The 22,263-nt window shown below is 72.0% G+C and carries 11 protein-coding genes; 8 read left to right on the forward strand and 3 right to left on the reverse strand.

The features are described from left to right. The first annotated feature begins 71 nt into the window (after positions 1-71). From ACFO60_RS12170 to ACFO60_RS12185, 4 genes are all read left to right on the forward strand, one after another. Positions 72-9,128, forward strand: a complete 9,057-nt coding sequence (locus tag ACFO60_RS12170) for a DUF7927 domain-containing protein (RefSeq protein ID WP_380840150.1) — start codon at positions 72-74, stop codon at positions 9,126-9,128. Positions 9,129-9,287: 159 nt separating this feature from the next. Then, positions 9,288-9,830: a hypothetical protein gene (locus tag ACFO60_RS12175; RefSeq protein ID WP_380840151.1), complete on the forward strand. Its 543-nt coding sequence runs from the start codon at positions 9,288-9,290 to the stop codon at positions 9,828-9,830. A gap of 178 nt (positions 9,831-10,008) precedes the next feature. Next, on the forward strand, positions 10,009-10,782 hold the full coding sequence (locus tag ACFO60_RS12180) for a hypothetical protein (protein ID WP_380840152.1): 774 nt from the start codon (positions 10,009-10,011) through the stop codon (positions 10,780-10,782). A gap of 38 nt (positions 10,783-10,820) precedes the next feature. After that, on the forward strand, positions 10,821-11,651 hold the full coding sequence (locus ACFO60_RS12185; protein ID WP_380840154.1) for a phosphoribosylaminoimidazolesuccinocarboxamide synthase: 831 nt from the start codon (positions 10,821-10,823) through the stop codon (positions 11,649-11,651). Here the strand turns inward: ACFO60_RS12185 and ACFO60_RS12190 are convergent. Continuing rightward, a complete protein-coding gene (locus ACFO60_RS12190) occupies positions 11,632-13,905 on the reverse strand; it encodes a DEAD/DEAH box helicase (RefSeq protein WP_380840155.1) in 2,274 nt (757 codons plus the stop codon). The two genes, ACFO60_RS12185 and ACFO60_RS12190, sit on opposite strands and share 20 nt — an antisense overlap. Positions 13,906-14,008: 103 nt before the next feature. Continuing rightward, complete coding sequence (locus ACFO60_RS12195; RefSeq protein WP_380840156.1) at positions 14,009-15,502, reverse strand: LCP family protein; 1,494 nt, start codon at positions 15,500-15,502, stop codon at positions 14,009-14,011. A gap of 70 nt (positions 15,503-15,572) precedes the next feature. Here ACFO60_RS12195 and ACFO60_RS12200 point away from each other — a divergent pair, with 70 nt between their 5' ends. Then, the gene (locus ACFO60_RS12200) at positions 15,573-16,595 is read left to right on the forward strand and encodes a glycosyltransferase family 2 protein (protein WP_380840308.1); all 1,023 of its coding nucleotides are present in this window, start codon (positions 15,573-15,575) and stop codon (positions 16,593-16,595) included. 138 nt (positions 16,596-16,733) lie between these two features. Here the strand turns inward: ACFO60_RS12200 and ACFO60_RS12205 are convergent, their stop codons facing one another. After that, positions 16,734-18,158, reverse strand: a complete 1,425-nt coding sequence (locus ACFO60_RS12205) for an SDR family oxidoreductase (RefSeq protein WP_380840158.1) — start codon at positions 18,156-18,158, stop codon at positions 16,734-16,736. Positions 18,159-18,469: 311 nt separating this feature from the next. Here ACFO60_RS12205 and ACFO60_RS12210 point away from each other — a divergent pair, with 311 nt between their 5' ends. From ACFO60_RS12210 to ACFO60_RS12220, 3 genes are all read left to right on the forward strand, one after another. Beyond that, a complete protein-coding gene (locus ACFO60_RS12210; RefSeq protein WP_380840159.1) occupies positions 18,470-20,584 on the forward strand; it encodes a CDP-alcohol phosphatidyltransferase family protein in 2,115 nt (704 codons plus the stop codon). 154 nt (positions 20,585-20,738) lie between these two features. Continuing rightward, positions 20,739-21,347 (forward strand): DUF5941 domain-containing protein, encoded by a 609-nt coding sequence (locus ACFO60_RS12215; protein ID WP_380840160.1) that lies wholly within the window; start codon positions 20,739-20,741, stop codon positions 21,345-21,347. Between the two features lie 144 nt (positions 21,348-21,491). Next, positions 21,492-22,226 carry a phosphocholine cytidylyltransferase family protein gene (locus ACFO60_RS12220; protein WP_380840161.1) on the forward strand — a complete coding sequence of 245 codons (735 nt, stop codon included), beginning with the start codon at positions 21,492-21,494 and terminating at the stop codon, positions 22,224-22,226. Positions 22,227-22,263 lie beyond the last annotated feature (37 nt).

The raw sequence follows: 22,263 nt of genomic DNA on the forward strand, positions 1-22,263 counted from the left end.
GCGCGCTCCGGCGTGTACGGCCGGACGCGCTCCGCCGTGTTCTGGCCGGGCGGCCGGGAGCGTTCCGCCGCGTGGTCGCCCGCGTCACGTTCGCCGGCCTGCTCGCCTCCACGCTGAGCGGCGCGGGCGGCCTCGCGCCCCAGTTCGCGCACGCGGCCGGCACCACGCTGTTCGACCAGCCGTTCAAGACCAGTTCGGCCGACCCCACTTATCCGGTCTACCTGCCGGCGTTGCCGTCGGCGGCGGCCAACCCCGTGTGCCTGAGCGCGCGCGGCAACACCACCGGCACCGGCCTGCACACCTGCCCGACCAACACCGACGCCCCGGGGCTCGGTGTGCTGCGGCTCACCAACACCTCGACGTTCCAGGAGGGTGGTGTGTTCGGCGCGGTCAGCGTCCCCACCTCCCAGGGCCTGGACGTGACCTTCAACATGTACCAGTACGGAGGCAGCGGCGCCGACGGCGTCGCCTTCGTCGTGGCGGCCGTCGACCCGGCCAACCCGGTGCCGCCCGCGACCATCGGCCAGCCCGGCGGCGCGCTCGGCTACTCCTCCAGCAAGCAGGGCAACCTCGCCGGCCTGGAGAACGCCTATCTCGGCGTCGGGTTCGACGTGTTCGGCAACTTCAGCAACAACGTCTACGAGGGCAGCGGCTGCACCGACCCGCCGTACATCAGCACCGTCGGGGGCAGGGTGCCCGGGCAGGTGGTGGTCCGCGGCCCGGGCGACAACACCACCGGCTACTGCGCGATCAACAGCACGGCCGCGACGACCGCCTCCCCGCCGCTCGCCCTGCGATCCAACAACAACCGCGGCGCGTCGCTCGTACCGGTCGAGGTGGCGATCAACCCCACCGCGAGCGCGTTCGTCACCTCTTCGGGGCTGACGGTTCCCGCGGGCACCTACAAGGTGGCCTTCACCCCGGTCAACGGCACACAGCGGACGCTGCAGGGCACCCTTCCCACGGTCTCGCCGGCGCTGTATCCGTCGGCGACCTGGCTCAACGCCAACGGCATCCCCCGCCAGCTGGCGTTCGGCTGGGTGGGATCCACCGGCGGGTCGACCGACTTCCACGAGATCGACTTCGCCAAGGTCGTCAGCTTCAACCCCGTTCCGGCGCTGACCATCGCCCAGACGAGCTACAACGGCTCATCGCCGCAGCCGGGCGGCCCGGTCACCTACACCGTCAAAGCCGGGGTCTCCGCCACGGGCAACAACGAGACCTCCCCGATCTCGGTCACCGAGACGATGCCGGCCGGAGTCGTCCCGGTCGGGGCGTTCGGAGCGGGCTGGGTCTGCGGGGTGCCGTCAGGGCAGAAGATCACCTGTACCAACAGCAACGGGCCGTTCGCGGCCGGGTCGACGCTGCCCGAGATCACCATGGTCGGCATCGTCACCGGCGGCAGCGTGACACCGGCGCTGATCCAGTCGTCCTCCGTGGTCACGGCCTCCTCCAACGACGCCAACCCCGCGATCGCGACGACCACGACTGCGGGGACGATCCCCGCGGCTCCGTCGGGCATCACGCTCTCGCCGGCCAGTGGCACGATCTCGGGCGGCGGCACCGTCACGGTCAGCGGCGCCAACCTCATCGGCGCCAACGCCATCGAGATCGGCACGACCGCCGAGCAGCAGGCCGGCACGCCCGTCGTGCTGCTGCCCTGCGCGGCCGGCCCGGCCGCGGGATGCTTCACCGACAACGGGAACGGCACCCTCACGATCCACTCGATGCCGCCGCGCGCCACGGCCGCCACCGTCACCGTGACGGTGGTGACCGACGGCGTCGCGGGGGCGGCGAACTACGTCTACACCTCGGCGCCGGGGACGCCGTCGGCCCCCACGGCGACCGCGGGCGTCACCAGCGCGACCGTCGTCTGGACGGCGCCGGCCGCCAACGGCAGCCCCATCACCGGCTACGTCGTGACGCCCTATCGCAACGGCGTCGCCCAGGCGCCGCAGTCGTTCGACGCCTCGACCACCACGCGGACGCTGACCGGGCTGACCGTCGGGGCGTCCTACACCTTCACGGTCACGGCGATCAACGCGATCGGCACCGGGGCCGCCAGCGTCCAGTCCAACGCCGTGGTGCCCTACACCGTGCCCGGCCAGCCCACCATCACCGCCGTCACGGCGGGGGACCTGTCGGCGACGCTGACCTTCACGGCCCCCTCGAACGGGAGCAGCCCGATCACCGGGTACATCGTGACGCCGTACATCGGGGACGTGGCACAGACGCCGCAGTCCTTCTCCGGCACCGCGACCACCAGGACCGCGACCGGGCTGACGGCGGGGACCGCCTACACCTTCACGGTCACCGCCGTGAACGCCGCCGGCCCCGGCCCCGCATCCCTCCGATCGACGGCGGTGACGCCGAACGCCAACCCGCTCCTGACCTTCCCGCCGCCGCCTTCCGGGCAGGTGGGGATCGCCTACAGCGTCCCGCTGACGATGACCGGAGGCACCGCGCCGATCGCGTGGTCGGTGAGCGCGGGCAGCCTGCCGCCCGGCGTCACGCTCAACCCGAGCACGGGCCTGCTGTCCGGCACGCCCACCGCGGCGGGAAGCTACTCGTTCACCGTCAGGATCGTCGACGCCGCCGGGCAGAGCGACACCCGCGCCGCGACCGTGGTCATCGTCGCCTCGCCGACGCTGACCTTCCCGCCACCGCCGGCCGGGCAGGTGGGCGTTCCTTACAGCGACCAGCTCACGGTGAGCGGGGGCACCGCGCCGTACGCGTGGTCGGTGAGCGCGGGCAGCCTGCCGCCCGGCGTCACGCTCAACCCGAGCACGGGCCTGCTGTCCGGCACGCCCACCGTCGTCGGGAGCTACCCCTTCACCGTCCGGGTCACCGACGCCCGCGGCCAGAGCGACACCAGGTCGGCGACGATCGTCGTCACGGCCGGCCCGCTGATCATCACCAAGACGGCGGACACGGCGGACGCCTCTCCCGGGACGGTCGTCCGCTACACGATCACGGTCGCCAACACCAGCGCGAGCCCGTTCACCGGCGTGACCTTCACCGACCCGCTGACGGACGTGCTGGACGACGCCACCTACAACGCCGACGTCGCGGCCACCTCCGGCACGGCGGGCTTCACCAGCCCGAACGTGACCTGGACCGGTGACCTGGCGGCCGGCGCGACGGCGACGATCACCTACTCGGTGACCGTCCGCCCCGCGGGGTCGGGGAACGGGACGATGTCCAACACCGTCACCTCGCCGACTCTCGGCAACAACTGCACCACCGGCAGCCCCGATCCGCGATGCCAGACGACCGTCCGCCTGCTCGCCCTGACGATCGTGAAGACCGCCGGGGCCGCCACGACGACGCCGGGCGCCACGGTGAACTACACCGTCACGGTCACCAACACCGGACGGGCCGCGTACGCGGCGGCGACGTTCTCCGATTCGCTGGCGGGGGTGCTGGACGACGCGGTCTACAACGGCGACGCGGCCGCGTCATCCGGGGCGGTGGCGTTCACCAGTCCGACGCTGACGTGGACCGGTGCCCTGGCCGCGGGTGGATCGGCGACGGTGACGTACTCGGTGACGGTGAAATCGCCGGACACGGGGGACAAGGCGTTGACGAACGCGGTGACCTCCTCCAGCTCGGGCAGCAACTGCCCTGCCGGTGGGACCGACCCTCGCTGCAGGACCTCCGTCACCGCGCTGATCCCCCAGCTCACGATCGTCACGGCGACGGACATCTCGACGGCGGTGCCGACCGATGTGGTGCGTTACACGGTGACGGCGACCAACACCGGGCAGACGGCGTACGTCAACGGGGAGGCGAACTTCACCTTCTCGCTGGCGGGGGCGGAGGGCACCACCTACAACGGTGACGGCACGGCCACCTCGGGGAACCTGACCTTCAACCTGGACGGGACGGTGACCTGGGTCGGGGATCTGGCCATCGGGCAGAGCGTGACCGCGACCGCCTCGGTGACGGTCAACAATCCCTACACCGGCGCGGGCACGGTGACCAGCCTGGTCACCTCGACCACGCCGGGCAACACCTGCCCGGCCGGCGGGAGCGACCCCGGGTGTGTCACCACGGTCACCGTGCTGGTCCCGCAGCTGACCATCACCAAGTCCACCAACGTGGCCACCGCCACACCCGGCGACACGGTGACCTTCACCGTCACCGTCGCCAACACCGGCCCCACCGCCTACACCGGGGCGAGTTTCACCGACTCGCTGACGACGGTGCTGACCGACGCGGTCTACAACAACGACGCCACCGCCTCCACCGGAACGGTGGGCTACACCGCGCCCAACCTCACCTGGACCGGCGACCTGGCCATCGGAGCCACCGCCACCATCACCTACACCGTCACCGTCCGCGACCCCGACCCCGGCGACAAACGCCCCTACAACGGCGTCACCTCCACCACCCTGGGCAACAACTGCCCACCCGGCGGCACCGACCAGGCGTGCATCGCCCGCTTCACCGTCCTGATCCCCGCACTCACCATCACCGTGACCCCCGGCGCTCCCACCGTGGCCGTCGGCGGCACGGTGACGTACACGATGACGGTCGCCAACACCGGCCCGACGCCGTACACGGGCATCACCGTGGCCGACTCGCTCGCGGGGGTGCTGGACGACGCGGTCTACAACGGCGACGCCACCGCCTCGTCCGGGACGGTGGGCTACACCGCGCCCACCCTGACCTGGACCGGCAACCTCGCCGTCGGAGCCACCGCCACCATCACCTACACCGTCACCACGAACAACCCCATCTCGGGCAACGGCCTGCTCGTCAACGCGGCCACCTCGACGGCCGCGGGCAACAACTGCCCGGCCGGCGGGACCGACACCCGCTGCACCAGCACGGTGCCGATCTCCCAGCTGATCCTGTCCCAGAGCTACGCCGAGCCCACCACGACGCCCGGCTCCATCGTGCACCTGACCGCCACCTTCACCAACACCGGCCAGACGCCCTACACAGGGATCACGGTCTTCGCGCCCACCGCCGGGACCGTGGACGACGCGATCCCCAACGGTGACCAGTCCGCCACGTCGGGGACGCTGAGCCTCAGCCCCACCGGCATCTCCTGGACCGGGGACATCCCGGCCGGAGGCGTCGTCACCGTCACCGGCTCCCTGACCGTGCGCAATCCCGACCCCGGCGACAAGGTGATCACCGGCACGCTGGTCTCCTCCGCGCCGGGGAACAACTGCCCGGCGGGCGGCACCGACCCCCGCTGCACGGCCCGCACCGACGTGCTCATCCCGGCCCTGTCCATCTCCAAGGTCGCGAACACCGCGGTCCAGGTCCCCGGTGGCACCGTCGGCTACACGGTCACCGTCCAGAACACCGGCCAGACCGCGTACACCGGCGCGACGGTGACCGACAGCCTGTCCGGCCTGCTGGACGACGCCGTCTACAACAACGACGCCGCCGCCACCACCGGGACGGTCGGCTACGCCGCGCCCACTCTCACCTGGACGGGCGACCTCGCGGTCGGCGCCACCGCCGTCATCACCTACACCGCGACCGTCCTTTCACCCGATCCGGGCGACAAGCTGATGGTCGACAAGGTGAGCTCGACCGCCGCCGGCAGCCTGTGCCCGCCCGACAGCGGGAGCGCGACCTGCTCTGCCAACGTGGCCGTGCTCACTCCCGCCCTGACGGTCGTCAAGACCGCCGACCAGCCCTACACCACGGCCGGCTCGACCGTCACCTACACGATCACGGTGACCAACAGCGGGCAGACGCCCTACACCGGAGCGGTCGTCACCGACGACCTGACGGGCGTGCTGGACGACGCGGCCTACGGCAACGACGCCGCCGCTTCGTCCGGAACGGTGGGCTACACCGCGCCCACGCTGACCTGGACGGGGAACCTGGCCGTCGGCGCGGCGGCGACCATCACCTACACGATCGTCGTGAACAACCCCGACCTCGGCGACGCGAGCCTGTCCAACGCGGTGACCACCACCGCCGCGGGCGGCAACTGCCCGGCGGTGGGCGGCACCGACTCTCGCTGCGCCGTCACCGTGCCGATCACGTCCACCAACGTGCTGACGTTCGTCAAGACGCCCAGCGCGGCCTCGGCGACCCGGAGTGGCGTGGTCGGCTACACGATCACCATCTCGAACTCGGCGGCCTCGCCCTACGTGGGGGCGACGTTCACCGACCCGCTGACGGACGTGCTGGACGACGCGACCTACAACGCCGACGCCGCCGCTTCGTCCGGAACGGTGGGCTACACCGCGCCCACGCTGACCTGGACCGGAGACGTGCCGGCCGGTGGGTCGGTCACCGTCACCTACTCGGTGACCGTCCACGCCACCAAGACCGGCGACGACATCCTGGCGAACACGCTCGTCTCCACCTCGCCGACCGGCAACTGCCTGTCCGGCAGCGGTGACCCCCGCTGCGCCGCCACGGTGACGGTCGCCGAACTGACCATCGTCAACACCTCCGACGTGCCGACCACGACACCGGGTGCCCTCATCCGTCTGACCTCCACTTTCACCAACACCGGGCAGACGCCTTACAACGGGATCAGCGTCTACTTCGACGGCACGGACCTGTCGGACGACGTCACGGGAAACGGCGACCAGAGCGCCACTTCGGGCACCATGTCGGTCGGTACCGCCGGTCTCACGTGGACGGGTGACGTCCCTGTCGGCGGCGTGGTGGTGCTCAGCGCGTCTTTCACGGTCAATGACCCGCCCACCGGCGACCGGGACATCGTCCTGCTCACCTCTTCCTCCGCGCCGGGCAACAACTGCTTCACGGGGAGCGGCGACCCGAGGTGCACCACCGACGTGCGGATTCTGATTCCCGGGCTGACCATCACCAAGACCGGCAGCGCGGCGTTCACGGTCCCGGGAGGCACGGTCGGCTACACGATCACCCTGCACAACACCGGAGAGACGGCGTACACGGGCATCAGCGTCACCGACCAGCTGTCCGGCGTGCTGGACGACGCCGTCTACAACGACGACGGTTCGGCGAGCGGCGGCACCGTGTCGTTCGCGGGGACGGTCCTCACCTGGTCGGGGAACATCGCCGTCGGCGCGACGGTGACCGTCACCTACTCGGTCACCGTCCGTAATCCCGATCCCGGGGACAAGGTCCTGGTGAACCCGGTGTCCTCGGAGGCGGCGGGCAGCACCTGTACGTCCACGACACGGCCCGCGGCGTGCACCGCGACGGTGGGCGTGCTCACCCCGGCCCTGACGATCGTGAAGACGACCGGCGCCGCCACGACGACCCCGGGCGCCACGGTGAACTACACCGTCACGGTCACCAACACCGGCCAGACGGCCTACGCGGCGGCGACGTTCTCCGATTCGCTGGCGGGGGTGCTGGACGACGCGGTCTACAACGGCGACGCCGCCGCGTCGTCCGGGACGGTCTCCTTCTCCAGTCCAAGCCTGACGTGGACCGGCGCACTGGCCGTCGGCGCGGCGGCGACCGTGACCTATTCGGTGACGGTGAACTCGCCGGACACGGGGAACAAGGTGCTGACGAACGCGGTGACGTCCTCCAGTTCGGGCAGCAACTGTCTCACCGGCGGGACCGATTCTCGGTGCCTGGCCACCGTCCCGGTCGGCGTGCTGACGATCGTCACGGCGACGGACATCTCGACGGCGGTGCCGACCGATGTGGTGCGTTACACGGTGACGGTGACCAACACCGGGCAGACGGCGTACGTCAACGGGGAGGCGAACTTCACCTTCTCGCTGGCGGGGGCGGAGGGCACCACCTACAACGGTGACGGCACGGCCACCTCGGGGAACCTGACCTTCAACCTGGACGGGACGGTGACCTGGGTCGGGGATCTGGCCATCGGGCAGAGCGTGACCGCGACCGCCTCGGTGACGGTCAACAATCCCTACACCGGCGCGGGCACGGTGACCAGCCTGGTCACCTCGACCACGCCGGGCAACACCTGCCCGGCCGGCGGGAGCGACCCCGGGTGTGTCACCACGGTCACCGTGCTGGTCCCGCAGCTGACCATCACCAAGTCCACCAACGTGGCCACCGCCACACCCGGCGACACGGTGACCTTCACCGTCACCGTCGCCAACACCGGCCCCACCGCCTACACCGGGGCGAGTTTCACCGACTCGCTGACGACGGTGCTGACCGACGCGGTCTACAACAACGACGCCACCGCCTCCACCGGAACGGTGGGCTACACCGCGCCCAACCTCACCTGGACCGGCGACCTGGCCATCGGAGCCACCGCCACCATCACCTACACCGTCACCGTCCGCGACCCCGACCCCGGCGACAAACGCCCCTACAACGGCGTCACCTCCACCACCCTGGGCAACAACTGCCCACCCGGCGGCACCGACCAGGCGTGCATCGCCCGCTTCACCGTCCTGATCCCCGCACTCACCATCACCGTGACCGCAGGGGCGGCGACCGTCGTGGCGGCGGGCACCGTCACCTACACCGTCACGGTGGTCAACACCGGTCAGACGCCGTACACGGGTGTGACGGTGGCCGATTCGCTCGCGGGGGTGGTGGACGACGCCGTCTACAACAACGACGCCACCGCGACCAGCGGCGCCGTCTCCTACACCGCGCCCACCCTGACCTGGACCGGAAACCTGGCCGTCGGAGCCACCGCCACCATCACCTACACCGTCACCGCGAACAACCCGATCAGCGGCGACGGCGTGCTCACCACCACCGTCACCTCGGCGGCCGTGGGCGGCAACTGCCCGGTGGGGGGCACGGACGGCCGCTGCGGCGACACGGTCACGGTCATCGCGCAGAGCATCACCCTCAGCGACCTGGGCGAGGGCTTCACGTTGACGGGGCTGCCCGACACCACGGTCCGCGGTGACGGCGTGGTGACGATGACCGTGGTGACCAACAGCCCGGGCGGCTACAGCGTCACGGCGCAGGCCGCCTCGGCGGTGCTCACCTCGCCCCGCACCGACGCCACCATCCCGATCTCCGCACTGAAGGTGCGCGAGACCGGCACGTCGTCCTTCCAGCCGCTGTCGGCGACCGTCCCTGTGCCCGTCCACCAGCAGTCCGGTCCCTCGGCACAGAACGGCGACGTTCTCAGGAATGACTACGAGGTGGATATTCCATTTGTCCCGTCCGGGCAGTATTCCGCGACGATCGACTATGTGGCGACCACGGAATAATGTCGACGATGTCCGTTCTACGGTGTTTGCAGGGGCAATTTCGTGCGGTAGGACTTTGAAATGCCAATGGTGCTGAAAGGCCTGTTCTCGGGGTTTGGTGATGGCATTTCCCGGTGATCATATTGATGCAACGGAGCTTCTAGGGAGTTGGTGTCGAAGGTGAACAGATATCGTGCGAAGTGGTGCGCGTGCCTCGCTGCGGGCGTGGGAGCCGCGGCTCTGGCAGCGGGAGTTTTCGGCTTCACGGCGTCATCGGTCCTGGCGGACACCGACACCGACAGCACGACCGCGAACGTCGTGGTGCTGTCGTCGATCACGCTGACGGGACTCACCGAGTCCTTCACCCTCACCGGCGCACCGGGAAGCGTCCCGACCACGGTGGCCGACCCGGTCACCATGACCGTGACCACGAACAACTTCGCCGGCTACAACGTGTCGGTCGTCCCGCGCACGGCGAACCTCACCGGCGCCACCCCCGGCAACACCGACGTCATCCCGGCGAACTCCCTGCAGGTCAACGGGCCGGTGCAGGGAGGCGCATACGTCAACCTGACCTATCCGACCCCGGTGGTGGTGGCCATCAAGAACACCGCCTCGGCCACGGACGGCGATCTCATCACCAACAATTACCGGATCACCGTGCCGTTCGTGCGGCCGGACACCTACAGCGGCATCCTGGACTACGTCGCGACCACGTTGTAGAGGCGGGTTCCGGCCCGGCCACGGTGAGGGCCGGTATTCGACCGCATTTCGTCAAAGACTTCGAGACGCGCCGGTGCGTGGAGCCGGATCCGCGCTCGCCGCCGTTACCGTGCGAGTCGCGAATTCCATTCGGCGAACTCGCACCGGCGTGGGTCTTTCGCTCGAAGGGTGGTTGCCGATGTGCTTTCCGTTCGTCCTGAGGCGAGGATCCGGAGGCTTCGCATTCGCGTGGCGGGTGGCCGGCGCGGGCGTGGCCGCGGCGGTCGCACTGCTGCCCGCGGGGGTCGCGGCGGCCCGCGCGTCCACTCCTGGCCCGGCGACTCCCGGCCCGTCCACTCCCGGCCCGGCGGCTCCGGGCCCGGGGGCTCCGGGCCAGGCCACGCCGCACCCGGTCACGCCGCACCCGGTCACTCCGCACCCGGACAGGCCGGAGCCGGACAAACCGAAGAAGGCCTACGCGCTGCGCATCGGCATCGAGAACGGCCGCCGCGACGTGGGGCCGGGCGACCGGCTCACGTACACGATCAAGGTGAGCAACAGCGGCAACGCCGACTCGCCGCCTCTGCTGCTGACCCAGACCCTGATACCGGGACTGCGGCTCATCTCCTCCGCACCCAAGGGCAAGGTGACGGACGGCCGCCTGACGTGGAGCAGGGTGGTGCCGGCGGGCGGGACCGGACAGTTCAGCACGACGGTCCAGGTCGGACGGCTGCCCTCGGGCACCCAGCGGCTCGCCGCCGTCGCCTGCGCCACGGCCAAGAAGGGCAAGCGGCCGATCGTCTGCGCCGCCGACTCCGACCGGCTGCCGGTCCCGGCCGTGGACGGGTCACGGTGGCCCTGGCCCGGCCTCTGGTACGCGGGCGCGGGCGTCGTCGCCGCGCTGGCGGCCCTGCTCGGCGTCCTCGCCCGCCGGAGAACCCTGCGGCGCAGGCAGTGGACGGCGCGACTGTAGCCTTGGTCCGTCCGCGAGGTGCACGAGCAGGGGGCAGGGTGAAACTTCTCCACTCCGGGAAGGTCCGGGACGTCTACGAGGACCGCGGGGACATCATCCTCGTCGCCTCCGACCGCATGTCGGTGTACGACGTGATCCTGCCGACGCCCATCCCGGACAAGGGCAAGATCCTCACCAGGCTCTCGCTGTGGTGGTTCGAGCAGCTCGCCGACATCGTGCCCAACCACGTCATCTCGGCGACCGACGTCCCGGCCGAGTTCGCCGGCCGCGCGGTGCGCTGCCGCATGCTCGACATGGTGCAGGTCGAGTGCATCGCGCGCGGTTACCTGGCGGGGCTCGGCCTGAAGGAGTACCAGGCGCGGGGCTCGGTCTCGGGCGTGGCGCTGCCCCCCGGCCTCGTCGAGGGCTCCAAACTGCCCGAGCCGGTCTTCACCCCCACGACCAAGGCGCAGCTCGGCGCGCACGACGAGTTCATCACCTTCGGCGACGTGGCCGCGCAAGAGGGCGCCGAGGCCGCCGAGGAGCTGCGCCGCATCACGCTGGAGGTCTACCGGCGCGGCTCCGAGCTCGCCGCCGAGCGGGGCGTGGTCGTCGCCGACACCAAACTCGAGTTCGGCAGGGCCGCCGACGGCACGCTGGTGCTGGCGGACGAGGTGCTGACCTCCGACTCCTCCCGCTTCTGGCCGGCCGACCGGTGGAAGCCCGGCGGCCCGCAGTACGCCTTCGACAAGCAACTCGTCCGCGACTGGGCCACCGGCACCGGCTGGGACAAGAAGGAGCCCGGCCCCGAAGTGCCCGCCGAGATCGTCGAGCTCACCCGCGCCCGCTACATCGAGGCCTACGAGCGCATCACCGGCACGTCCTGGTGACCCGGCCGGGCCCCTCGGGCGGCTGACCCGCCCCGGCGTCCTCCGGAGGCGGGGTGCCGGGGGCCAGGGCGAGGCGCCGCTGTTCCTCCGCGACGATCTGCCGCGCCAGCGTCTGCTCGGAGATGTCGATCGCGTCGGGCGTCGACTCGGCGAGGTCGCTGTGGCGGGCGTAGGTGTCGAAGATCCTCGCCTTGGCGCGCAGGATGTCGAGCATCCGCTGGTCCACGCTGTCGGCCGTCAGCAGCCGGTGCACCTGCACCTTGCGGGTCTGCCCCATGCGGTGGGCCCGGCCGGCCGCCTGGCTCTCCATGGTCGGCTTGACCTGCGGCTCGCAGATGACCACGACGGAGGCGGCCTGCAGGTTCAGCCCGAGACCCCCGGCCTGGATCTGGCTGAGCAGCACGGCGTGCCCGCGGGCGGCGCCGAAGGCGTCGACGATCCGCTGACGGGCGGTGACGGACAGCCCTCCGGAGATCGGGCCGTACGCCCGGCCGTCCAGCGCCTGGTGGACGGCGGACACGACGTCGCGGAAGTAGGAGAACACCACGACCTTCAGACCGTTGCCCGCGGCCTCCTCCACGAGCTCCAGCACCCGCTGGAGCTTGGCCGAGGTCCGCGGGACGGCGTAGGCGGCGCGGCGCATCGCCATGAAGTTCCCCTCGGCCACCGCGGCACGGTAGGCGGCCAGGTCGGCGGGGCTGAACTCCTCCCATTCGTCCACCATCACCAGGTCGGGCAGCTCGGTGAGGACGTCCTCCTGGTTGCGGCGCAGGTAGACGGGCGCCACGGCCCTGCGGAACGCCTGGGCGCCCGCCGCGGCGTCGCTGCCCCGCACGCCGGGCACCATGTCGGGCCGCAGGTGCCCGACCAGGTTGCGGAACTCCTCCACGCGGTTCTCCATCGGAGTCCCGGTCATGAACAGCACCCGGTCGGTGCGGGCGCACCACTCGGCCACGGCCTGGGAGCGCCGCGTGGCCGGGTTCTTGACGTAGTGCGCCTCGTCCACCACCAGCATGCTCAGCGTCACCTCGCCCGTCGTCGGCAGCCGGTGCAGGGAGTCGATGGTGGTCACCGCGACCCCGCCGCCGCGGACCCACTCGGCGAGGGCCGCGCCGCGGTCGGGGCCGTGCAGGCGGTAGGCCTTCAGCGTGCTGCGCGACTCGATCTCGCGCATCCAGTTGATCAGCACGCTGGCCGGGCAGGCGACGAGGAAGTGCCGCGCCCCGCCCGCCCAGAGGTGGGCGATGGCCGCGATGGCCTGGACGGTCTTGCCCAGCCCCATCTCGTCCCCGAGGATCACCCGCCGCTGGGCGAGGGCGAACCGCGCGCCGAACGCCTGGTAGCCGCGCAGGGACACCCGCCGGTGGACGTCGTCCAGCTCCTGGGCCCGCACCCGGGCCGAGATGACGTCGGGCAGGAAACCCTCGGCCGCGACGCGGTCGGGCTCCAGGGCGGCGATCTCGGCGAGGAGGTTGTAGTACTCGGGCGGGCGCAGCTCGAAGTCCGCCCACGCCTCGATGTCGGACGCCTGAGGGCGCAGCAGGTCGACCGAGGCCTGGTTGAGCAGCAGCGGCGTCCCGGACGCGGCCGCCGCCGCCAGCACGCCGGCCACACCGGCGGCGGCCTCGCGCGCGCGGCGGCGCCCGTCTCGTCCCGCGAGCAGCATGCGCAGCCGGCTTCGCGCGGGCTGCGCCGCCGGCAGCAGCGCCCCGAGCTCCTCCTGCGCCGCCCTGGCCGCACGGCCGGCCCGCGGCAGGTCGGGACCGGCGGTCACCAGCCGGTGCAGCGCGATCAGCAGGGCCGTGGTCTCGGCGTCGCGCCTGTCCACGTCGATGCGCACGGCCACGGTCTCTTCGGCCGCCCGGGCGATCTGCCCGGCGGCGGCGTGCACCTGCGCCGCGGTCCGCGCGCCGATGCCGGGCAGCAACTGCAGCGCGTACGGGGTCGCGTCCAGGATGTCCAGGACCGTCGCGTATCCGGCCTGCTCCAGCGTGCCGAGCCGAAGCCGCCCGTCGGTGACGTCCTTCAGGCGCGCCACGGGGATAGCGGCCAGGTCCGCCCGCGCCGAGCGGGCTCGCAGGGCCGACAGCGCCCGCTGGACGCCGGCGCGCGCGGCGGCGTCATCGGCGGCCAGCGCGCGGGCGGCGGCGAGCAGGCGCTCGGCCTCCGAAAGGAGGACTCTCACCTCCTCGGGCGTGGACGGCGCCGGCGTGGACGACCTGGAGTCCGTTTCCCCGTGCCCGACCTTGTCCATGCCTCGCCCTCCCATGGTGGCCGAACGACAGGATCACGGTCGCGTGCCGCCCCGGCCGGTGTCAACGCGAAGGGTCACCATTCCCCGGCGGCCGCGCCGGAGTTCACTTCTTGCAGATGTTCTGGGTCGCGGTCTTGGCCGCCGGGGGCGCCGTGGCCGCCGGAGTGCTCGGAGCCGCGGTCTCCTTGACGGTGACCTTCTTGGTCCCGGAGTACTCGCTGCCGACGATCACCTCGATGCCGGGGACGTCCGCCTCGCGCAGGTCGGCGCCGGGGATGGCGGCGGCGACGGTGCGGGCGGACTCCTCGCGTCCGGCCGGGTAGCGCACCAGGGTGTCGGTGTGGTTCCTCGGGGTGGTGTCCCCGGGAGGGGACGGCACCAGGAAACCCGCCTTCAGCAGCTCGTTCTTGGTGCGCGCGCCCAGGCCGGCGATGGCGGTGCCGTTGACGACGCGGACCGCGATGCGCGACGGCGGGACGGTGAGCGCGGCCTTCGAGGGGGACGGCGAGGGCGACGCGCTCGCGCTCTTGGTGGCGGCGGGCTTGACCAGGGGCTCGTCCGCCTTGATGCGCCTGAACAGGTCGCGGGCCGCCGTCTTGTCCCACAGCACCGCCGACTCGCCGGTGGGGGCCTTGTAGTCCACATCGGCCAGCGGCACCGTCGTGAAGGCCACGTCGTCGGTGGAGACGTCCTTCAGCTGGTCGGCGAGGCCGAGCAGGTCCTTGGCGAGGGCCTGGTCGACGGTGAGGGTCTTGAGGGTGGAGGAGACCAGCGCGGTGAGCTTCGCCGGGTTGGCCAGGGTGCCGCCGCTCAGCGCCCGCTGGAGCAGGGCCGAGATGACCTGCTGCTGGCGGTCGATGCGGTCGAGGTCGGACCGGGCGGTGGCGCGGGTGCGCGCGTAGAACAGCGCCTTCACCCCGTCCAGCTCGAAGGTGCCCGGCTGGAGCTTGAACCCCGTGTGCTGGTCGTCGATCGCGACAGGGGTGCACACCGAGACGCCGCCCAGGGCGTCCACGACGTTGATGAACCCCAGCACGTTGACCTCGACGTAGTGGTTGATGGTCAGCCCCGTGGCCTCGCGGACGGCGCGGACGGCGAGCGGGGCCCCGCCGAGGGAGTAGGCCGAGTTGATCTTGTGAGAGCCCTTGCCGGGGATGTCGACCCAGCTGTCCCGGGGGAGGCTGACCACGGTGACCTTGGAATGGTCCTCCGACAGATGGATCACCATCATCGTATCGGTGCGCTGGCCGACCTCCCGGCCGAGATGGAGCTGGTTCTGCTGGCGGCGCGTGAGATCGTCGCGCTTGTCGACCCCGACGAGCAGGATGTTCATGGCGCCGCGGGCGTCCGACCCGGCCGTGCCGGCGTTGACGGACTTGATCTGGCTGGTGGCGTAGGTCGACAGGAACCACAGCACCCCCGACCCGAGGAGCACCGTGCTCGACAGGGCGCCGGTGACGATCAGCCCGCGCAGGCCGGCCCGTGCCCGCCGTGTGCGGCGCTGCGACAGCCGGACGCCGCCGTAGGCGTCTCCGCCGACGTGGACGCCGGAGTCGTCGTCGGTCACCTGGTGGCCCCCTCCGCGTCGAACGCTCACCGGTGAGGACGCTCGCGTCGCCCGATGGGTTGCCGTCCCCACCCGCTCGTACAGTAGCGTGAGCGCCGCCATGAAGGAGTTCCCCGACTCGCCCCGAATGGGCCAGACCACGCGCGTCTGGCCGCCGATCTCGGTCATCATGCCGGTGCTCAACGAAGAGCGGCACCTGCGTGAGGCCGTGCGGCAGGTTCTCGCCCAACGCTACGACGGTCCTGTCGAGGTCGTCCTCGCCATCGGCCCGTCCCATGACCGCACGCAGGAGGTGGCCGACGCTCTCGCGGCCGAGGATCCCCGCGTGACGGTCGTGCCCAACCCCACCGGACGCACCCCGAACGCGCTCAACGCCGCGATCGGGGCGTCCCGCAACGGGATCATCGCCCGGGTCGACGGGCACGCCATGCTCCCGGAGGACTACCTCCAGGTCGCCGTCGAGACGCTCGAGAGCACCGGCGCCGACAACGTCGGCGGCATCATGGCCGCCGAGGGCGTCTCGCCGTTCGAGCAGGCCGTGGCGCGCGCCATGACCTCCAAGATCGGCGTGGGCAACGCGCGGTTCCACACCGGAGGCGTGGCGGGCCCGGCCGACACCGTCTACCTCGGCGTCTTCCGCCGCGAGGCGCTCGAACGCGTCGGCGGCTACGACGAGCACTTCCAGCGCGCCCAAGACTGGGAGATGAACCACCGCATCCGCGAGACCGGCGGCCTGGTGTGGTTCCAGCCGCGCATGCGCGTCTCCTACCGGCCCCGGCCCAGCGTGAAGGCCCTGGCCAAGCAGTACTTCCACTACGGGCGCTGGCGGCGGGTCGTGGCCCGCACCCACGAGGGCACGATCAACCTCCGCTATCTGGCGCCGCCGTTCGCGGTGGCGGCGATGCTGCTCGGGGTGCTCCTCTCGCCGTTCTACTGGCCCACTCTGCTGGTCCCGGGCGCGTACGTCGCCGCCATCCTGGCCGGTTCGGTGGCCACCGGCCGGGGGCTCTCCTCCGCGGCGCTGGCCCGGCTGCCGCTGGTCTACGCCACCATGCACCTCTCGTGGGGCTGGGGTTTCCTCACCAGCCCGCCGAGCCTCGGCAAGCCGCCGCAGGACGCCTGAGCACCGGAGGTGGGGCGCCCTCGGGCGCCCCACCTCCGGCTCGTGCCCTCGTCCAGCGATCCCGGAAGCGCCGCCACTCTCCCCGATGCGCTCGCCGACCGTTCTGCCGGCGCGCTGCTGAACGCGTGAATCCGGGCTTCAGGGCCTGCCGGGAAGGTCGACCACCCGGCCGGTGAGGCCGGAGACGAGCAGGTCGAGGGTCACCTCGGCGATCGCGCGCGGCGACGGCTCCCCGGCGGCGCCGCCCGTTCCCTCGGGCTCTGTGTTCACGCAGTTGACCCGTACGCCGGCCTCGGACCATTCCTCCGCCAGAGCCCGGGTCAGCTCGGCCACGGCCGCCCTGGCCGCCCTGGCCGAGGCGTCCGGGCCGGCGCCGGCGCGCCCGAAGGCGGCGGATGGAGCGACCGTCAGCACCAGCCGCCCCCCGGTCTCGCGCAGGTGCGGGAAGGCCGCCCTGGCGACGGTGACCGGGCCCAGGAAGCCGATCTGGACGGCCTCCGCCATGGCCTGGTCCGCGGGGTCGCCCGGCCTCCCGGCGCGCGGCATGCCGGAGGCGTCGAGCACGTGGTCGACGCGCCCGGTCTCCTTGGCGACCCGGTCAAGTGCGTCGGACACCGAGGCGGGGTCCTCCACCCGGACGCCGTCCCGGTCGCGGGAGAAGCGGTGGACGGCGGCGCCGTACCCGGCGGCCAGCGCGGCGACCCGCGCCCCGAGGCCGTCGTCACCGCCGCCGTCGAACACCACGACCGTCCTGCCCTCGAAGGCGCGGCGGCGGGCCTGCGGCCCGGCGGCGGCCGGAGCGGCCCGGCCGGCGAGCTCAAAGAGCCTCTCGGCGATGTGGACGTCGACCCGGTGCGTGACCTTCATGTTGTGCTCGCTGCCCGGCACGATGCGGATGGGGACCTGCGGGAGGTACCTCAGCACCACGCCGCAGTCGTCGGTGGCCGGCCGCGTCGCGAACTCCGGATCGGCGAAGGCGCGCTCGTACGCCTGCCTGATCACCGAGAGCCGGAAGCACTGCGGGGTCTGGACGCGCCGGAGCCGCGAACGGTCCGGGACGTCCTGGATGACCTCCCCATGAGGGCCGGACGCCGCCACCACCATCGTGTCCGAGGACGGGATCGCGACGCCGACCGCGCGGTGGGTCCTGAGCGCCTCGACGCAGTCGGAGATGATGCGCGGCTCCAGCAGCGGGCGCACGGCGTCGTGCAGGAGCACGTCGCACTCCTCTGAGCCGATCGCGCGGAGCGCCCGCCAGGTCGACTCGGTCCGGCTCGCCCCGCCCTCCACGACCGTGCTCACCTTGCCGAAGCCGCCCCGCCGGACGATCTCCTCGGCCTCCGCGACGTGGCCGGGGGCCATCAGGACGACGATCTCGTCGATCTCGGGCGCGGCCTCGAAGACGGCGAGCGTGTGCTCGATGATCGTCCGTCCGGCGACCTTGAGCAGTTGCTTGGGCATGTTCAGCCCGACACGCTGCCCGACGCCGCCGGCGAGGACCACCCCGACGGTCCGGCGGCGGCCCTGTTCGGCCGATGGCGGACCTGGTTCCTGTGCGGCCAAAGTTCGACGTCCTCCTCGCTGCTCGCTCGCGCACGACCCTACTCAGCCCTACCCGAGCCCCACACCGGATCCTCCTCCTTCCCCTTCGGCCGCCCGTACGGCGAGTTGGCCGGGGGACGGTCCCTCTTGTCCGGTGACGGGCTGATGGTGGGAATCGGTCACTTACCGTGGCTGGTGGGTGGTCATATCTCGACTTCTGCGGGGCCATGACCTGCGGATCGCCGGGTAACGCGCCGATGGGATTGCAAGGCCCGTGACGGCTCGGTTACTTTGCGGGGTGGACGATCCCCGGTCGCGGAAGGAGACCCCGGTTGCCTGACTCCGCGTACCCGCCCCCCGTGAGGCCGCCGAGCAGGCGCCCCGCCGCGTCCGTGAACCGTCCGGGAGATCCGCCCGGCAGGAAGACGGCGCCGGCCGTCGCCGTCGTGCTCGCCACCACCGAGGGGTCCCGGCTGGCGTGCGCCGAGGGCACGCTGGTCGATCGGCTGGCAGACCAGCTCACCACTCTTGCGGTCACGACCCTCCACACCGTCACCAGGGCCGCGGCCGGCGCGGCATCGCCGGACCGGACGTCCACGGCGCACGCCACCGAGTTCGGAACCCCGCCCGTGCTCGACCCGGTGCCGCAGACCGTGCCCCCGTCCCCGGACGGGCTCCCGCCCGTGCTCGACCCGGTGCCGGACACCGTGCCTCCGTCACCGGACGGGACCGCGTCCGGGCATGAGGTCGAACCCGGGCCTCGGCCTGGGGCAGGGCGGCCCGAGGCCCTGGAGCGGGAGCTCGAGGGCGACCCTGCGGCGCAACACCGAGACGACCCTGCGGCGCAGCGCCGAGACGACCCTGCGGCGCAACACCGAGACGACCCTGCGGCGCAGCGCCGAAGCGACCCTGTGACGCGGCACCGGAGCGACCCTGTTACCGAGGACGCGAGCGGCACCGTGCCCAGCCCGGGGCTGACCGGTGATCTTCGCGCGGTGGCCGCCGTCGCGCGGGCCGGCGCGGGCCCGGTGGCGGTGTTCCCCGGTGACCTGGTCGCGCACACCGAAGCGCTCGCCCTGCTGCTCGCCGACCCGGCACGGGGCACCGGAGCGCTGGTCGCCCCAGAGCACGATCTCCGCTCCCGCCCCGGCGCGCCGGCCACGCCGTTCCCGGCGACGACGGCGACGCCGATCCCCCCGTTCACGACGACCCCGCCGTTTCCGCCCGTCCCGTCGCGCGCGCCGGTACGCGCCGAACGGGGGCGCGTGGTCGCCGCGGGCAACTCCTTCCACACCGTGTCCGAGCCGAACGCCCGCTTCCGGGGCGTGCTGCACGTGGGCGAGGCCGATCTGGCGAGCTTCGCCGACGTGGCCGACGAACTGGCCAACCTCGCCCGCGACCGTCGTCTCGGCGGCACCGACGACACCGAGGTGACCGAGCTGCTGCTGGCCGGACTGGTCCGGGTGGGCGTGACCGTACGGGCGGTGCCCCTCGGCCGGCTGCACTGCGCGAGAGTGACCGGGCAGAAGGACGCCGACGCCGCGATCGCCCGGCTGGCCGAGGTCGACGAGGACCGCGCCCGCCTGGCCGCCGCCGTCAAGTCCGATGACGGCTTCGTCGCGACGTTCCTGGTGAGCTCCTGGTCGCGGCACGTCGTGCGGGCGGCGGCGCGGCTGGGGCTCACGCCGAACGCGGTGACCGGCCTGTCCGTGGGGCTGGCGGGCCTGGCGGCCGTGGCCTTCTCCGCCGGGCAGCGGCGCGCGCAGCTGGCCGGAGCCGTGCTGCTCTACCTGTCGTTCGTCCTCGACTGCGTGGACGGGCAGCTGGCTCGCTACACCCGGGCCTTCTCGCCGCTCGGCGCCTGGCTGGACGCCACGTTCGACCGCGTCAAAGAGTACGTCGTCTACGTCGGTCTCGCGGTCGGGTACGCCGGCGGCGTGGACGGGGGCGTCACGGGGCCGGGCGGCGTCTGGGCCCTGGCGGTGGCCGCCATGCTGGTCCAGGCCATCCGTCACATGATCGACTTCTCCTACGCCGGGGCGCGGGCGGAGGCCGCGGGCGTCGACCTCATCTGGGAGCGTCCCGGGCACGCGGCCTCGCTCGACCTGAAGGTCCCGCTCAGGCGTGACCCTCCGGGCGCCCCCTTCGCCGCGACGGCCGGGCGGACGGCGACGGCGGCCGGGGCGGCGACCATGACGGGGGCGAACCCCGTGGTGAGGCGGCGCGGCACGGGCGGGCTCGTGGTGCGGCTGTCCGCGCGGCTCGACCGGAACACGGCGTCGCGCTGGCTGAAGAAGATCATCATCCTGCCGATCGGCGAGCGGATGATGCTGATCGCGGTGACGGCGGGCCTGTTCAACGCGCGCGTCACCTTCTTGGCACTGCTGGCGTGGGGTGGCCTGGCGGCGCTCTACACGCTGACCGGCCGCATCGCGAGGTCCCTGTGAGCACACCACCAGGAGGTCCCCGTGAGCGCGACCGGAGGTCCGCTGCGAGCGCGGGCGGGAGGCCCGTGCGGGCACGACCAGGGGTCGCGGTGAGCGTGAGCGGGAGGTCTTCGGACATGATCAGGAGGTCTCTTTGAGCATGACAAGAGTGCACATGACGAGGGTTCCGCGCAGTTCGGTGGTGACCTACCGGGACGACGGCGTCCTCGCTCGCGGCATGGGCCTGCTCGTCGCCGGCCAGCTCCCTCCGCTGCCGCCGGCGCTGGCCGGGGCGTTCGTGACCGGCGTGATGCTGTTCCTCGGCGTCGCGGGCGCCGACGGGCCCGCCGTCTTCGCGCCCGCCGTGGTGCTGATGCTCGCCGGTCCGGGCAGCTCCCACCCGCATGACGGGCGGCTCGACTGGCTGGTCCCGCCCATCCTGCGCCTCACCGAGTACGGGTTCGTGGCGTGCGTGGGCTTCGCGTGGAACGTGCCGCGCGTGCTGGTGTACGCCCTGCTCGGCGCGATGCTGTTCCACCACTACGACGTCGTCTACCGCTGCCGCCAGCACGTCTACCCGCCGCCGTGGCTGGCCTCGGCGGGGCTGGGCTGGGAAGGGCGCATGCTGCTGGTGGCCTTCGGCGCCCTGCTGGGCATCGTCGCACCGGTGTTCGCGCTGCTCGCGCTCTACCTGTCGGCGCTGTTCTGCTGGGAGAGCGTCACCTGCTGGCTGGCCGCGCCGCGATCCGGAGTCGAAGCGGCCGACCTGGGCGGCCACGACTGAGACCGCGCGCCGGCCGCGGACGCGGTGCCCGCGTTGCCAACGTTTGGTCGCGTATCGGAATAGGTGAACTCCGGATTACACGATCACCACCCGCAGGCAACTAACCTTTGGCCTACAGATTCTGGCTTGATTGAGGAGTGCACGTTGCTGGGAATGGTACTGGCCGCCGGGGCCGGGCGACGCCTGCGGCCGTACACCGACACGCTGCCCAAAGCGCTCGTGCCGGTCGACGGAGACACCACGATCCTGGACATCGCGCTGCGGAACCTCGCGGCGGTGGACCTCAAGGATGTCGTGGTCATCGTCGGCTACGCGGCACAGGCGGTCCACGACCGCAAGGCCGAGCTCGAGCGGCGGCATGACGTGCGGCTCACCCTCGTGCACAACGACAAGGCCGAGGAGTGGAACAACGCCTACTCCCTGTGGTGCGCGCGCGATCACTTCTCCGAGGGCGCCCTGCTGGTGAACGGCGACACCGTCCACCCCGTCTCGGTCGAGCGGACGCTGCTGTCGGCCCCCGTGACCAGCGACATCCTGCTCGCCGTCGACGACGTGAAGCAGCTCGCCGACGAAGAGATGAAGGTCACCCTCGACGACGAGGGCCACCTGCGGCGCATCACCAAGCTCATGGACCCCGCCGACGCCTTCGGCGAGTACATCGGCGCGACGCTCATCCGTCCCGGAGCCGCCGCCCGCCTCGCCGACGCGCTGAAGGCCACCTTCGAGCGCGACCCCCAGCAGTACTACGAGGACGGGTACGGCGAGATGGTCGCCCGCGGCGAGAAGATCGCCGTCGCGCCCATCGGCAAGGTCGACTGGGTGGAAGTCGACAACCACGACGACCTCGCCCGGGCCAGGGAGATCGCGTGCACCTACTAGGCGAGCCGCCGGCGGGCGCCCGGCCGCCGGCCCGCGA

Source organism: Sphaerisporangium dianthi (genome assembly GCF_042654065.1).
GTDB classification, from domain to species: domain Bacteria; phylum Actinomycetota; class Actinomycetes; order Streptosporangiales; family Streptosporangiaceae; genus Sphaerisporangium; species Sphaerisporangium dianthi.